Here is a 14,545-nt window from a genome sequence, read left to right on the forward strand (position 1 = left end):
GTAGTAGTACACCTTCCTATTTCGTTGTTTTTTCAACTGTGAAATATTTTTCAGCTGCTGTCGCTTCTTCCCCTACTATTTCTGCCACTAATTTCCATAATCCTGGAGTCGTATTACCTGAAACATGCCAAGTAAAGCTAATATTACCCGATCCATCCGTAGTAGCTATTCCTAAATTTCGAGCTTTGCTACGACCACTTTTGTAGTAAACTTGTAAGTTTACAGTAGTGCCTGGGGTTGTCTGAACAACTACAGTTGCTTTCTTGCCAGGCGCTAGCGGTGTCGGTTCAATCGATACAATACGAATAGAACTAGAGTCCGTAGGACTAGTCAAACTATTGGCAGCTACTTCATCAGGTAACCAAGCACGTTCACTTGCTGTCGCTTTCAACAATATCGCTTCATTTAGCAATGGCATTTTCAAAGGATACTCATAAACAACTAGCATAGTAATATGTTGCGATTGACGATCAGTAAGGTCTGGTAATTCCAATCTTTCTAATGTTAAACGTGTAGCATTGATCCAACGGTTATCTGCAAATTGAACTAATAATGGCTGTAGTACTAACTTTCCAGCTTCATTATAAAGCGCTTGTGTAGCTAACTGTTGATTGAATGGCAACAAAGTAGTCAATAGTGAACGAATAGGTTCTGGTAGCCACCGTTCAGCCAGTTGCTGTAAATACGATGTGTCAGCTACTAGTTCCCCATTTTCATTAATGTCTGTGTTAGATTGACGTTCCCCATTTTTCACGACAGGTGTCTGAACATCGTTACTGTTGTTTTTATGTAACTGGTCTATCGGATAATAATGAGCAGCGGTTACCATTACCGCTTGCTGTACAACAGACTGTAATGCCATTTGTACAATGCTAATATGAATAAATACAAAAAATGCAATAAGTAACAATATAATAATTGGTAACACAATGGCAGCTTCAACTACGATGGAAGCGGCTTGATCATTTTTCCTGTTAAAGGATTGTCTTCGTCTAATATGACCAACCGATTGTTTTCGTTGCTTCATAAGTACTTCCTGTTACCTTTCCTGACCAGTTAGAAAAATAACTGACCAATTGACTAACAGCAGGCAAAAACCAGAGTTGCACAGCATAGTTCGCCTCTGTAATAATGCCAGTATCTATTTTAGCTAATTCCAAGCTTGTCGTTTGTTCAATAACAGCAATCATTCTGGCTAGTAAAACTTCATCTGCGGTTGGATGAGCTAACAACATTAAACGTAAGTAATCTTTGTATGTGACATCAATAGGGAGATGTTTCGACATTACCGTATAACCATTTTTTATCAAGCTAATCATATCTTCGATTGTTTTTTCTAATGCATATATAAGTGCTGTAGACAATATTAACAATGGATGAGTGAGTGAACGATACTGTACAAGCCCTTCCATTAAACGAACCATTAACCGAATGGCTAAAATTTCACCATAGGCAGCAGCAACATTTCCTGTCGGGTTATCTAATCCAAAAATAATGTACTCTAATTGCTGATCTGAAAATGTAATCGCCAATGACTCATTGTTTTGCTCTTGCGCATTGTTTAAATCTATTAGCGATTGTAGCTTCTCCGGAGCAAACGATGGAAAGTATAAAGCAGCATATTCCCCGTAATATAATCTTGTTTGCAGGTTTGTTACAATGTTCTCCAGTGATCCATATACCTTTTGTATTTGTCCAGCACTGCTTGCTGCTGTTTCATCTGCATCCACATCACCATAGAACGGTTTACTGGGTTGTAATGAATTTCCATCTACCTCTACCGGTATTTCCTCCTCTACTTTGGATTGATTAAATGCAATATTATTGTTATATCGTCGTTTCACATCTGCAAAAACTTGACGTTCTTCATCTGTAATCTCCAAATTAGATAGCGTTTTCATCATCGACTGTACCCGTTTCATCATTTGATTGGCTGTTTGTTTATTACTTTGTAATTGTCGCTTAACTGATCGCTCCTCATCGTCTTCCTCCCGTTTTAACAGCACTTCTCCAGGAGCATTAAATTGATGGTCATACTCGTTATAAGATTGTTGCAGCTTAACCATTGCAGACTGTAATTCATCTTTGATGAGAACGCCATTAATAGCATATAAGCTACTTTTACTCGAAGGATAACTTTGTAGCACTTGATACAACAATTGGCGCATAGCATTACTATCTTCTACTACACTTTCCCAGCTAGTAGCTTGCAGCTGTAACTCTGCCCGATATTGCTCAAAATAGACTGTCGAACGAGCTAAAGAAATCATATCAGGCTTCGTTGTAGATAATTCCGTTGCAGCTAATTGGGAGTGTGTCGTATCCATTGTATTTTGCTTCGCTTCGGCAGCAATAATATCATTGTTAATCTTTTCGGCTTCTGTTAACCAACGTTTAGCTTTTGCAATTGCTTCCTTGTGAATTGTTAGGCTTGAAGACAATTGATCCGTTAATATTGTTATTATTGCATTTACGTCTTGTCTATAGCTGTCTATTTGCTGTGCAAGCTGGCTAAATAGCTGTACATCCAATTGTTCCGAAGCTTGCTCACTTAACGCTGCTTGTGTCTCTAAATTGTTTAAATAATCATTATATTTAGTAATGACATCTACCAGCAAAATATTTTTTTTATTTGTACTAGATGATCTATTCAAAGCTTGACTTACTTGCGATTTGACCACTTGTTTCGCCACGAATTGTTGCTGCTGCAATATTTTATCTAATTTCTGTTCACGCCATTCATATAACTTTCGCAATTCACTAATTTGATTGACCTGTGTCGCTGTCTCACGTAGTTTTCCAGATAGAGGCATCCACTTTTTCCATAAATCTGCTGCCACATCTATTGGCGCTTTATATTTCATTTCTTCTAATAATTGTCTCCCAAAAACTGCATGTAACCCTAATTGTTCATTGGAGCTGATCGTAACTGTTTGCAGTTGACTATTCAGTAAAGTGAATTTCTGTTTGTTTTGCTGCCAATCTGGTTGATGGTTGTTCACAGTTAGTTCAAATAATTGCGTTGCATCGCTACCACCACGACCAAATAACCGATATTGTTCAAATAGTTGTTTATCATACGCCGATAAGATGGAACGTACAGCAGTTCGACTAATATCTTCCGTATATTTATGAAATAAAGCTAAGCGAGCATAATCAATTAAAAATGCGAAAAACATAAGCAGAGAGGCTAGTACAAGTGCAGCAAATATCGTAATAGTGCCATCCGATCGAAATAATATTGAAAAAACATTCCGCACATAAACCTCCCACTTCCCTAATTATTGCTTTGGTAAGCTATCTATCGTTTCGCTTCCATTTTGCTGCATTTCTAATCCATCAGAAGGATGAGACAAACGTTGCTTATAATAACCGATCAGTTGATAATTCCGCAAAAATTCAACAGGGTCTACTACAACAATCTGTCGTGAGATTGCAGCTAATCGATCATGTTTTTGATACTGTAGTTCGCTTGTAATATAAGAAGTAAACATTTGTGGTTCATAACTAAGTTTTCCACTATAAACGGATAATGGTAACAGTGACAGCCAGTCTACTGCCTTTTGTAATTTCATCTCCTGCACATTAGTTACATTGCCAGTATCAGCTAATGTTCTTACATAATGAGCGTGATTATCTACCATAGAAAAAAGCTGCTGTACGACGCTGCTACTACTAAGTTTACTGTACAAAGAATCGTATTCCGGTTCAAACAAAATACCACTTTGCCATTCACGATTACTGTTATTCCAAATATGGGCGGTTCTATCTGCTGCAACAGACGTCACATAATAAACATTAATCAATTGAAATATATAAAGAGCAAGCACAATAAATAATAAAATGATAGCAAATAATATTGGTAATATAATTGCTGCTTCAATAGTGTAACTGGCTTTCTCATCCCTATACCAACGAGCAACTTTTTGTTTAATTAAAGATGCTATTAGCTTTATCATCCGCTTTATTCATTAATCGACGTAACAACGCCATGATCCAGTCTTTAAATAACAATGCAATTAAAATAATTACTGCAATAATTAAAATGATCTCAATCGTACCAATGGCATCTTCTTCCATCATAAATTCATTCCATTTTCTGCTACTACGTGCTATCCATAACTTCATAGTTCTCTTACCTCTCTTCTTATCGATTTACATTGCTATCATCACTGCTGGAGCAGCAATTAAAACAATCATTGTAAAAAGTAACAATACAAGTGGAAAAACAAGTTTAGAGGAAGCTTCTTCTCCTTTTGTTTTTACTATGTTTTTTCGCGTTTCCCATAGCGATATCGTTTGTTCTTTTAAAGCTACTACTAGCTGATCGCCGCCACGTTTATAATTTAGTAATAAAATAGTAGAAAACGTAGCAATTTCTTGGACTGCACACTGTTTATTAAACTTTTCTAGCACTTGTTCAAACGATTGTCCATGCTGTAAGGCTATCGCTGCTAACTGCCACTGCTGTGGTAATGGTTCTTCTAATTGTTGTGTTTGAAATTGTAACCCTATTTTAATAAACGCTCGTTGAACCGTTTCCCCCGCTCCGATTAACAACACTAGCCTGCTTACAAGACCTGGAAGTGCTGCAACGATTGCTATTTTTCTGCTAGTCACCTGGTTACTAGACTCGACAAATAATCTCACAACAAATAACAATCCGATTACCAATCCCGCAGGTAGTATAATCCATTCCTTCGTCAGAATGCTAACCACACTACAACCAGTAGCAGTAAGATAGCTATAACCAATGGTTAAGGCAAGCCACTGTTTCGTTTGTTCCATTGACCAATCTTCTTCTCGTAAAATGCGTTGTTCTACATGCAGTACATTCAGTCGTAATGGTATGTAAACGTGCCAACTACCGCTATATAACAAATGGTAGAATGGTGCTACTAGCATTATTTCTTTCCATTGTTTGCTACTTATTTTTTTCACTAAATGATCTAATTGTTTTCCTTTACTATCTTCTCTCTGGGTACGCCACTTCATGTTTTTCCAATAGAAGATAAGGAGCGTAATCCAACCGCCGATAAGTACTATCACTGTACTTAATGCAAATAGGTAAATGACTGTCCCCCCTAGTACTAATCGGTTAGCGTTCAATTATAGTTTTATATTCATAATTTTCAAAATAAATATAGAACTTATCACAATAGATATTAGTGCTACCGTTAATACGACGTATCCAATTCCACTATATAATGGAGCCATATAATCAGGCGCAGCAAGTTGTAAAAATCCCAAAAAGACAAACGGTACAACAAGCATAATTTGAGCTTCAAATTTCTTGTGAGCAATTAAAACTGCGATTTCTTGTTCGGTTGCTAATTTGTCCGATATAAGAGCTGCTGTATGCTTCGTTACTTCTATTAAATTACCACCCGAACGTTTACAGGTGACAATCGCTTCGGCAAACTGCATCATTTCCTCTACTTTTGTTCGTTCCGCCATCTGTAGCAATGCTTGCTCCAACGGCTCAGCATGCTGTAGTCGAGTAATAACCCATTGCAATTCTTTTATAATTGCTGTATTCGGATCAGGAAATAGCCAGCTTAAATCAACAACTGCTGTTAGAAATGCATTTTCTACGGATCTACCAGCTGCCAAGGAAGATGTTATCGTATACAACGCTTCTTTAAATTGAATCTGTAGCTGCTGCCGGCGTTTTTTGATCATAGATTTGCAATACATTCTAGGAGCTATAATCCCTAGCAATGAAAAAAGTAATGCTAACCAAATCGATCGATAGAACAAATAAATTAAAATAAAGATGACTATCGATCCTAGTATTGCCGTCCCTATCCACTGCAAAGATGATAATCTATAATGTCCGTAGTCAGTCGCTTGTCGCTGCCACTCTATTCGCTCTTGCTTGCTTACAATATCAAGAGCTAACCAGTTCTTTATTTCGTTTACTTGCAGTTTTTTAACCAATCGCCGCTTTAACATAATCACCACCTATTTTTTATACATCCTCACCAGTATCAGTCTCCTTATCCCATTGATATAGCGGTTGAAGTACAATTTCACCAGCCTCTATGCCAGCGACACTACTAATTTGAGCAACTTTACGGGTTCCATCTCTCAGCCTAATTAAATGAATAATAATATCTAGTGCTGAAGCCATTTGCTTCCGTACAACTACGATTGGCAACTCTACAGCGCTCAATACCATCGTTTCTAGTCTTGATAACATATCCTGTGCACTATTCGCATGTGCGCTAGTCAAGGAGCCAGCGTGTCCAGTATTCAATGCTTGGAGCATATCAAAAGCTTCAGCTCCCCGCACTTCACCAATAATTATCCGATCCGGGCGCATACGAAGTGCAGCTTTAATCAGTTGGCGAATGGTAATCTCTCCTTTCCCTTCTGTATTTGCATTACGCGTTTCTAACGCAACTACATTAGACAATGAACGTAGCTGTAGTTCCGCAGAATCTTCAATTGTAATGACTCGTTCTTGCGAAGGAATTAACTGCGATAAAACGTTAAGAAATGTCGTTTTTCCCGTTCCTGTACCGCCACTAATGCAAATATTTTTACGATCTAGCACTAATTGTTGTAGTAATTGAGCCACTTGTTCCGTCATTGATCCACTGTGCAATAATTGTTGCATCGTTAGTGGATGTTGAGGAAATTTACGAATTGTAACACTCGGTCCTCGCAATGCGATAGGTGGTAATACAACATGTACACGTGATCCATCTTTTAAACGGGCATCTACAATCGGTGTCATTTCATTAACAATTCGATTCACTCCAGAGACAATCATCTGAATAACATCTTCCAGCCGTTCACTACTATCGAACTGTTGCGGTAAGCGAGTGATAATACCATTACGTTCAATATAAATATGATCATAATTGTTAATCATAATTTCGGTAATCGTATGGTCTTCCAACAATGGCTGTAACAAATCCAACCCACGAAAGGAATGGAATAAGCGATGCGTTAGTTGAAATGTTTCTGTAGCACTCCACTTAACGTGATCACGATGTAATATTATTTCTCCTTCAATAATTGCCCATAACTGTTCGTCAGACAAAGTAGAATGCTGCTGTAACTTACTACGCACTTGCAAACGCAACTCATGAAAGTGCGAGTTCATCATTATGAATAGCGGCAACTTGATCCGATAGTAGATGAGCTAGTATCGAATGCACCGTTGCTCGATATAGTGAATTGCTAAAAATAGTAGCCGCTTCATCTGAAGTCCATTCTGCTATATATGGCAATTCAAAATATTTCTTAACCTGACGCTTGGTGGATAACAGAGCAGAAGGAGCTTGCTTATTCATAAAAACATACTCTACATTACCTATCATCGTCCGCATAACGTCGCCATATTGCCTAACAGCTTCGTCGATGATTTGTTGTTGTTTCCAATGTGCTAATTGCTGTTCCTTAGTAAGCCATATAATAGAGCTAGATTGCTGTAATATAGCGAACTCAATTTCTGTTAATACACTAGCTAAGTCAATGACAACTAGGTCATAATGCTCGCTATTTGCTACAGTTTTTATCATTTCGGTCACATCATTAGCTGTTAACAGCTGCCTATCATCTCCATGATGAAATGGTTCGAAATAATCAAATTTCCACTGTTCATGATAATTTTTAGCTGTTATCCATTGTTTACAATGCTGACCGTTGGCTATTTTCTTTGCACTGTATAATAATGCTGACATCCCTCTCTTCCGTTCCCCATCTACCGGATAATTATTCGAATGGTATTTTCGATCTAGCCAATATAACGAACTATTCCAGCGCTCCAAATTAAGATATAATACTCGTTGATCTGCCGCTGCTATAGCTGCCAAGTGTAGCGCAAATGTTGTTTTTCCAATATTTGCTTCGGTCGCATACACTGTAACTACTTTCATTTCCCCTGCAGTTTGATTTACCAAGGCTGATGAGGAGGATTTCGTTTGACTACGCAGCATATAACCTTCTAGCAGTTGTTGTAACAAACTTGGTAGTGGCTGTAATTTCTTCACCGAAAACACAAGTCCATCCACCATCGTAAGCGGAAGATTTTCATTATTATCTTGCCTCACTAACAGCGCTACAGGAATTGTATAAAAGTCCAAACGAAGTCCATCTGCTAATGATTGTTCCATCACTAAAAAATCTTCGCTCCCACCGGCTGTTCTAAATTGCTTGTAAGCCTCCACAGAAGTAAATAGAGACAACGACCACTTCTCCCTAATCGATTGACGCTTGACATACTGTGAAACTCTTCGCAAATAAGTTTCATCCTGCGCTACTAATGCTAGGTGCTTCATATTTGTTCCTCCCACTTATTCTGTAATGTTGTAAAAACGCAAAAAAACACCGCCATGGATAGATAAAAACTATCCACACGGTGCTTCCGCGTTAATTATTTTCTGTTGCCTATAAATTATCACATGATGACTGCTATCGTCAACTATATTTTATAAACTACCAAAAAAATTAGTTAGCTCAATCTGCACACTTTCTTCTGAATCCGAACCATGGATGACATTACTTGCTACATCTGTAGCAAAATCTCCCCTAATCGTACCTGCAGCTGCATTGACAGGATTAGTAGCTCCAATAAGTGAACGAGCATTTTGAATAGCGTTAGTAGCAGATAGCTCCATCGCAAATACTGGTCCAGATATAATATAATCAACTAGCTCTCCAAAAAAAGGTTTCTCTTTTAAGTGAGCATAATGCTTTTCTGCGAGTTCTACACTTACCTGCATCAGTTGCGCTCGTACAAGTGTAAATCCTTTAGCTTCAAAACGAGCAACTATTTTTCCTGTTAATCCACGCGCTACACCATCAGGTTTAATCATAACAAACGTTCTTTCCATCGTAAAACCTCCATAGAATCGATTATATTATTGCTTTATCATTTCTCTTGTTCGGTTAAAATTAAAAATTGTGCGACATCTTGTTCAATTAACATAGCAGCAGCATCCCAAAAATCTGGTTTCGTTAAATCAACCTGCAAATGTTTTTCTGCCAACTGTTCTACGGTCATTCTACCAGTATCTTGCAGCAACGCGACATATCGTTTGGCAAAATCACTTTTATCCTGCTTCGCATATTGATAGAGACCTGCACTGAACAAATAACCAAAGGTATATGGAAAATTATAAAACGGTACATCTGTTAAATAGAAATGCAGTTTAGAAGCCCAAAAATGTGGATGTAATTGCTCTATCGTTCCTAAATAAGCTTCCTGTTGAGCTTGCTCCATCAGTTGGTTTAATTGCTCAACTTGGACAAACCCTTTTGCTCTAGCTTCGTAAAATCTCGTTTCAAATAAAAATCGAGCGTGAATGTTCATATAAAATGCCACTGCACGCTGTATTTTATCTTCCAATAAAGCGATTTTTTCTTCTTTATTTGATGTTGCTTGTAGCGCTCCATCTGACACAAGAAGTTCCGCAAAGGTTGATGCCGTTTCAGCAACATTCATAGCATATTGCTGAGAAAATGGAGCAATGTCCTTCATGACATGTTGATGATAAGCGTGACCTAGTTCATGGGCTAAAGTCGAAACGTTAGACATCGATCCAGAGTACGTCATAAAAATCCTTGTTTCACCAGTTTTAGGAAAGCTCGTACAAAAGCCTCCCGCTCGTTTTCCCGGTCGATCTTCCGCTTCCACCCATTGTTTTTTTAATGCCATCGCTGAAAACTGAGCCATATCACCATCAAATTTTGCAAACTGATCCACAATAAAGTTAGCCGCTTCATCATAACTCATCACACGATTGGAAACAGCTAGCGGCGCTTCAACGTCATGCCAATGAAGTTTGTCTACCCCTAATAATTCTGCTTTTCGTACAAGATAAGGAAGAAGTATTTGCTTTCCTTTGGAAACTGCTGACCACATCGCTTCCAACGTTTCTGCACTCATGCGGTTTATAAATAGTGGTTCTTTTAGTACGGATTGCCATTCACGTTTATTGTATAATTTCAACCGGAAGCCAGATATGCGATTTATCACAGTGGCAAATAGGTCGGCATGTGATGCCCACACCTTTTCCCATTCGGCAAAAACCATTTCACGCTTCGTTCGATCTGCTTCTGATAATCGATTTTGCATCTGACCAACAGATAAAAATTCTGGCTGTCCTTGATCATCTGTCGCTTGAAATTGTAATCGTCCTGCTAAACTATTATAGAACTCTGCCCATCCATGGTATCCGTCAATTTCAAGTTGAGCAGTCCACTCTTCTAGCTCAGGGGCAAGTTTTTGCTGTGCAAGCAGTCGACGTTCTTCTAAATAAAAAGCGATCTCTGCTAATGCTGGATCTAATAACAAATCTCCCCATCGTTCATCCGTTAATTGCAATAATTTCGTATCAAACACAGTAGTCAATGCCGTATAACGAGCGATCAAAGTTGCAATCCGATCTTGCAATTGCTGTGCTGCCGTATCCGCTACATATTGAGCTAACAAACAAGAAACAAACGATTCTGCTTCTCTAATAGTTAACAAACATTGCTGCATAAGTGCAGTAATCTGTACCCATTGTTGTCGCGCTTCTGGCTGATCATCTACCGTAAGTAACATACGAGAAATTGTCTCTAGTTGCTCCTCAAGTTCTCGTAATTCTTGCAGCAACTTTTCGGATGTTGCCCCACCATCGTAAATAGGATCTAGATCCCACTGTAAAGATAAATTGTGTAATTCCAATCTAAGTTCTTCCTCCCTCTACATTAAGATTTGCACATTTTGCGTGCCCATTGTATAACTATAAGTATCTATCATTTTTGTAATTTACTTTTGACTTACTTTAGATGATTATTTCTTTAGTATATACTTTACAACCGGAGGTTTCCACTTATGTCCAGACCATTACAAATTTCAGCCGAAACAGCCCAGTTGTTATCCAAACAACTAGGCGTTCCAATCGAGCATATCATGCATATGCCCAAACATATTTTAGTGCAGAAGCTTACAGAGCTTGCTAAGCAGCAAGCGCAGGAAAAAGATCAAACTAACGATACAGCAAGCAATGAGCAATCCACATGATGATTCCGTTTAATAAAGCGTGGACGTATGAAATTATTGCCAAAGATATTTATGTATCGTCCTGTCCTTTCTGTCACACAGAAAATGTATTGTTACCATTAAAAATCGAGCATTTAAAACTCATTCAAACGGGTCAAAAAAAACTGTTAATATTTCCTTGTTGCTTTAATAAAGTAACATTGATCGATGCCGATCAAGATTACCTACTCACGGATACGGTACTCCGCTAATTCGTTTGTAATAGATGCGAGTAACTTACCATTACTCGTCTTCTGAATTAACAAAGTGATATGCAGGAGCGGACAGGCGCTGCAATATGAGCTGCGTTAGCTCCTCATTCACCTCTAACTCTTGTAGTGCATGTCGCATGCAAGAAAGCCACGCTTCTGCCCTTTGTGGAGTAACAGGAAACGGCATATGCCGTGCTCTCATCATCGGATGCCCATAAGCATCTGAATACAAAGACGGTCCTCCAAAAAATTGGGTTAAAAACATATATTGCTTTTCAACTACAGGCTGTATATCTTCAGGAAATATCGGACTAAGTAGTGGATCTGCTTGTACATTAGTATAAAATGTTTCTACCACGTCGCGTAGTTTTTCTGCTCCCAACATTTCATGAATGGTCGGTTTTTTCTCCCTTACTTCACTCATTACACTCACTTCCTATCATCTATCGTCATCACTTACTTATAATTAACATGTTCCTTGTTATTATAACATAGAAAATTATTTCCATCTCTATTTCTAATCAGGAAGTATGTTATCGCCTTTGGCATCATATAGGTATAAGTACAAGCTATAATCTAGCCAATACTTTGCTATATGAAACGGAGGTTAATAGATTGCTTCGCATGCTCACACACCCCTTATCGATTACTGCATTAGTTGCCTTATTATTCACTTTGTTAATGGCTATATTTCCAGTCGAAACATTACAATCATCTTTACGCGGATTATCTATTTGGTGGGATGTACTATTTCCATCGTTATTTCCGTTTTTTATTATTTCTGAAATTATGCTTGGTATAGGTGTCGTTCATTTTGTTGGTAAACTACTTGATCCGATCATGAAACCACTATTTCGCGTTCCTGGTATTGGTGGTTTTGTATTCGCCATGGGTTACATTTCTGGTTATCCAGTCGGTGCAAGATTAACTTCCCAATTAAGAGAACAAGGGTTAGTAAGTCGAGTAGAAGGAGAACGATTAGTCGCTTTTACTACTACATCCGATCCGATTTTTCTAATAGGAGCTGTATCTGTTGGTTTTTATAAAAATGTTGCAGTTGCTCCGATACTTGCTATCGCTCATTATGGTGGCGGAATATTAATTGGATTATGTATGCGATTTTACGGAAATAGAGTAGTGGCGCATTCGAGTAATGATAAGGAAGTGGAAACGAACAATAAAAATCGACTCTCTTCTGCTTTTGAAGCGATGCATGCTGCACGATTAAAAGATGGTCGCACCATTGGTAAATTATTGCAAGACGCTATCGAATCCTCATTAAAACTAATGTTTGTCGTCGGTGGATTAGTTGTATTCTTCTCTGTCTTAATGGAATTACTAACACAGACGGGGCTAATGCAAGTTGCCGCACAGTCTTTACGTCATCTGTTTACACTTGTTGGTATGCCACCTTCGCTTGCAGACGCTATATTGCATGGATTATTTGAAGTTACGCTTGGCGCACGTAGCGCTGCCGAGGCGCATACATACGACACTTCTGGCAGTTCTATTCATCTAATGCTCGTTCATCAAGTAGCAATAGGCGCATTTATTTTATCTTGGGCTGGTCTATCAGTACATGCACAAATCGCAAGTCTACTAAGTAAAACAGATATGAGATACGCCCCCCTATTATTTGCCCGCCTTATTCATGGCATCATATCTGCTCTTCTTGTTTATCTATTATGGAATTGGCTTGGCGTTTAGCCGCTACTAATAAATCAGTTGGTTTATCTTTTTTAATCTGTTGATTGTTTTTATATAGAAATTCCATTATCATTTATAGATAGAAGAGATATTGTATCGGGAAGGAGATTTTCATTGAATTATACCGTTATTGACCGAGGTGACCAGTTGTCCAAGCAACTCGCCGAACAATTCCACCAGCTTGTAGCAAATATAGGCTTTTCGCACCAACCAGACAATCCGGATCTTGTACTGTCTATTGGTGGCGATGGCACATTGTTACAAGCTTTTCAATCGTATACAGATCGGTTAGAGCAAGTAGCTTTTATCGGGGTTCACACGGGACATCTGGGCTTTTATGCAGACTGGAAAGCAGATGAACTGGAGAAGTTAGTGGAGTTTATGGCTAATGCGCAACCAACCTACGTTCGTTATCCACTACTTGATATAGAAGTACAACAAGCGAAAAAAACAACGTCTTATCTAGCACTAAACGAATTAACGTTAAAAGGTGTCGATCAAACATTAGTTGCTCAAATCAATATTAATGATGAACTGTTCGAAATGTTTCGTGGTGATGGAATTGTCATTTCGACACCGTCAGGCAGTACCGCTTATAATAAAAGTGTTGGCGGAGCAATTGTCCATCCTTCATTCGAAGCATTACAATTAGCTGAAATTGCTTCCATCAACAATCGGGTATTCCGAACGCTTGGTTCATCCACTCTGTTACCGAAACATCATCATTGTGATATTATTTCTAGAAAAGAGCAACGATTACAGCTAAGTATCGATCATATGGCAATTACAGACGAAGATATCGTATCCATCCGTTGTAGTGTCTCTGATCAAAAAGTAAAATTTGCTCGTTATCGCCCATTTCCATTTTGGGATCGAGTACGAGAAGCATTTTTAGGTTATGAATATAACGAATAGCAAACAGGCAGTGCATCATGATGCACTGCCTGTTTTTTATAGGATCAACTTTCGTTCCCACTATGTCCAGCACCGGTTGCTACTGTTTCCCGCTCTGCACGCTGGCTTTTACGATTACGTTGACCTTTTCGATAATAGAAATCTTTTCGATTTCTTTGTTTTTTACTTGGCACATCGATTTGTTGCTCTTGCAACTCATCCGTTACTAGTTCAGGATCAACTTCTACTGACTTTTTCACGGGCGAGTGACGCTTATTCGAAGACATTTTAGCTGGCACTTGTTCTTTTGGTTCGCTCATCGCTTCTTCCTCTGTACCCTGTACAGATTCCACACCCAGTACTAATAGTTCATCCTCAGTTTGACTCGCTACATCTGATTCTTGTTTACTACTATGTTTCTTTTCTAACAAAAAATAAGCACAACCAAAATTGCAGTATTCATTAATATAATCAGATATGCTGGAATATAAACTTTCCTTGGCAGCTTTGGGAGTTTGATCTCGAAAAAATCCTTTCAAACGTAGCTGATTGTAACCCCAATCACCGATAATATAATCATACCGATCCAACACTTCGCTATACCGATCTCGAAACGCTTCAAAATTCCAGCCATTTCTATTTTCATACACCAGCTCAAAAGATTTATTTCCTATATGAATCAAAGCCATAT

The 14,545-nt window shown here is 38.4% G+C and carries 16 protein-coding genes; 4 read left to right on the plus strand and 12 right to left on the minus strand.

The window, feature by feature from the left end; all coding sequences use genetic code 11:
* Positions 1–16 precede the first annotated feature (16 nt).
* The 10 genes from ACFSTH_RS15535 to ACFSTH_RS15580 form a co-directional block, all read right to left on the minus strand.
* A complete protein-coding gene (locus ACFSTH_RS15535) occupies positions 17–1,027 on the minus strand; it encodes a hypothetical protein (RefSeq protein WP_377769451.1) in 1,011 nt (336 codons plus the stop codon).
* On the minus strand, positions 993–3,260 hold the full coding sequence (locus tag ACFSTH_RS15540) for a hypothetical protein (RefSeq protein ID WP_377769452.1): 2,268 nt from the start codon (positions 3,258–3,260) through the stop codon (positions 993–995). Before ACFSTH_RS15540 ends, ACFSTH_RS15535 begins: the two co-directional genes overlap by 35 nt.
* A gap of 21 nt (positions 3,261–3,281) precedes the next feature.
* Positions 3,282–3,959 (minus strand): TadE/TadG family type IV pilus assembly protein, encoded by a 678-nt coding sequence (locus ACFSTH_RS15545; protein ID WP_377769454.1) that lies wholly within the window; start codon positions 3,957–3,959, stop codon positions 3,282–3,284.
* Positions 3,931–4,128, minus strand: a complete 198-nt coding sequence (locus ACFSTH_RS15550; RefSeq protein ID WP_377769455.1) for a Flp1 family type IVb pilin — start codon at positions 4,126–4,128, stop codon at positions 3,931–3,933. Before ACFSTH_RS15550 ends, ACFSTH_RS15545 begins: the two co-directional genes overlap by 29 nt.
* A gap of 27 nt (positions 4,129–4,155) precedes the next feature.
* Positions 4,156–5,109, minus strand: coding sequence for a hypothetical protein (locus ACFSTH_RS15555; RefSeq protein ID WP_377769457.1), 954 nt, complete (start codon positions 5,107–5,109; stop codon positions 4,156–4,158).
* Entirely contained in the window at positions 5,110–5,955 is an 846-nt protein-coding gene (locus tag ACFSTH_RS15560; protein WP_377769459.1) for a type II secretion system F family protein, read from the minus strand.
* 16 nt (positions 5,956–5,971) lie between these two features.
* Positions 5,972–7,117 (minus strand): CpaF family protein, encoded by a 1,146-nt coding sequence (locus tag ACFSTH_RS15565; RefSeq protein ID WP_377769461.1) that lies wholly within the window; start codon positions 7,115–7,117, stop codon positions 5,972–5,974.
* Positions 7,095–8,291, minus strand: coding sequence for a hypothetical protein (locus tag ACFSTH_RS15570; RefSeq protein WP_377769463.1), 1,197 nt, complete (start codon positions 8,289–8,291; stop codon positions 7,095–7,097). The genes ACFSTH_RS15565 and ACFSTH_RS15570 overlap by 23 nt, the downstream gene beginning before the upstream one ends.
* A gap of 150 nt (positions 8,292–8,441) precedes the next feature.
* A complete protein-coding gene (gene ndk / locus ACFSTH_RS15575; protein ID WP_377769465.1) occupies positions 8,442–8,846 on the minus strand; it encodes a nucleoside-diphosphate kinase in 405 nt (134 codons plus the stop codon).
* Between the two features lie 38 nt (positions 8,847–8,884).
* Complete coding sequence (locus ACFSTH_RS15580; protein ID WP_377769467.1) at positions 8,885–10,684, minus strand: M3 family oligoendopeptidase; 1,800 nt, start codon at positions 10,682–10,684, stop codon at positions 8,885–8,887.
* 150 nt (positions 10,685–10,834) lie between these two features.
* On the opposite strand from ACFSTH_RS15580, the gene ACFSTH_RS15585 reads away from it, so the two are divergent.
* Positions 10,835–11,023: a YycC family protein gene (locus ACFSTH_RS15585; RefSeq protein WP_377769469.1), complete on the plus strand. Its 189-nt coding sequence runs from the start codon at positions 10,835–10,837 to the stop codon at positions 11,021–11,023.
* Positions 11,023–11,253 (plus strand): hypothetical protein, encoded by a 231-nt coding sequence (locus ACFSTH_RS15590; protein WP_377769514.1) that lies wholly within the window; start codon positions 11,023–11,025, stop codon positions 11,251–11,253. The genes ACFSTH_RS15585 and ACFSTH_RS15590 overlap by 1 nt, the downstream gene beginning before the upstream one ends.
* Positions 11,254–11,284: 31 nt before the next feature.
* Here the strand turns inward: ACFSTH_RS15590 and ACFSTH_RS15595 are convergent, their stop codons facing one another.
* The gene (locus ACFSTH_RS15595; RefSeq protein ID WP_377769470.1) at positions 11,285–11,677 is read right to left on the minus strand and encodes a globin domain-containing protein; all 393 of its coding nucleotides are present in this window, start codon (positions 11,675–11,677) and stop codon (positions 11,285–11,287) included.
* 200 nt (positions 11,678–11,877) lie between these two features.
* Here ACFSTH_RS15595 and ylbJ point away from each other — a divergent pair, with 200 nt between their 5' ends.
* Positions 11,878–12,960, plus strand: coding sequence for a sporulation integral membrane protein YlbJ (gene ylbJ / locus ACFSTH_RS15600; RefSeq protein ID WP_377769515.1), 1,083 nt, complete (start codon positions 11,878–11,880; stop codon positions 12,958–12,960).
* A 114-nt stretch (positions 12,961–13,074) separates the two neighbouring features.
* Complete coding sequence (locus ACFSTH_RS15605) at positions 13,075–13,875, plus strand: NAD kinase (RefSeq protein WP_377769471.1); 801 nt, start codon at positions 13,075–13,077, stop codon at positions 13,873–13,875.
* Positions 13,876–13,919: 44 nt separating this feature from the next.
* On the opposite strand, the gene ACFSTH_RS15610 is transcribed toward ACFSTH_RS15605, so the two are convergent.
* Entirely contained in the window at positions 13,920–14,543 is a 624-nt protein-coding gene (locus ACFSTH_RS15610; protein WP_377769473.1) for a YutD family protein, read from the minus strand.
* Positions 14,544–14,545 lie beyond the last annotated feature (2 nt).

It is taken from the genome of Paenibacillus yanchengensis, from assembly GCF_042684845.1.
GTDB classification, from domain to species: domain Bacteria; phylum Bacillota; class Bacilli; order Paenibacillales; family Paenibacillaceae; genus Pristimantibacillus; species Pristimantibacillus yanchengensis.

What these genes read in the sequence shown, in the direction of transcription:
- ndk (WP_377769465.1), bottom strand. Translation starts at nt 8,846, where the DNA reads ATGGAAAGAACGTTTGTTATGATTAAACCTGATGGTGTAGCGCGTGGA.
- ylbJ (WP_377769515.1), top strand. Translation starts at nt 11,878, where the DNA reads ATGCTCACACACCCCTTATCGATTACTGCATTAGTTGCCTTATTATTC.
- ACFSTH_RS15545 (WP_377769454.1), bottom strand. Translation starts at nt 3,959, where the DNA reads ATGATAAAGCTAATAGCATCTTTAATTAAACAAAAAGTTGCTCGTTGG.
- ACFSTH_RS15570 (WP_377769463.1), bottom strand. Translation starts at nt 8,291, where the DNA reads ATGAAGCACCTAGCATTAGTAGCGCAGGATGAAACTTATTTGCGAAGA.
- ACFSTH_RS15610 (WP_377769473.1), bottom strand. Translation starts at nt 14,543, where the DNA reads ATGGCTTTGATTCATATAGGAAATAAATCTTTTGAGCTGGTGTATGAA.
- ACFSTH_RS15585 (WP_377769469.1), top strand. Translation starts at nt 10,835, where the DNA reads ATGTCCAGACCATTACAAATTTCAGCCGAAACAGCCCAGTTGTTATCC.
- ACFSTH_RS15560 (WP_377769459.1), bottom strand. Translation starts at nt 5,955, where the DNA reads ATGTTAAAGCGGCGATTGGTTAAAAAACTGCAAGTAAACGAAATAAAG.
- ACFSTH_RS15565 (WP_377769461.1), bottom strand. Translation starts at nt 7,117, where the DNA reads ATGATGAACTCGCACTTTCATGAGTTGCGTTTGCAAGTGCGTAGTAAG.
- ACFSTH_RS15535 (WP_377769451.1), bottom strand. Translation starts at nt 1,027, where the DNA reads ATGAAGCAACGAAAACAATCGGTTGGTCATATTAGACGAAGACAATCC.
- ACFSTH_RS15550 (WP_377769455.1), bottom strand. Translation starts at nt 4,128, where the DNA reads ATGAAGTTATGGATAGCACGTAGTAGCAGAAAATGGAATGAATTTATG.
- ACFSTH_RS15590 (WP_377769514.1), top strand. Translation starts at nt 11,023, where the DNA reads ATGATTCCGTTTAATAAAGCGTGGACGTATGAAATTATTGCCAAAGAT.
- ACFSTH_RS15595 (WP_377769470.1), bottom strand. Translation starts at nt 11,677, where the DNA reads ATGAGTGAAGTAAGGGAGAAAAAACCGACCATTCATGAAATGTTGGGA.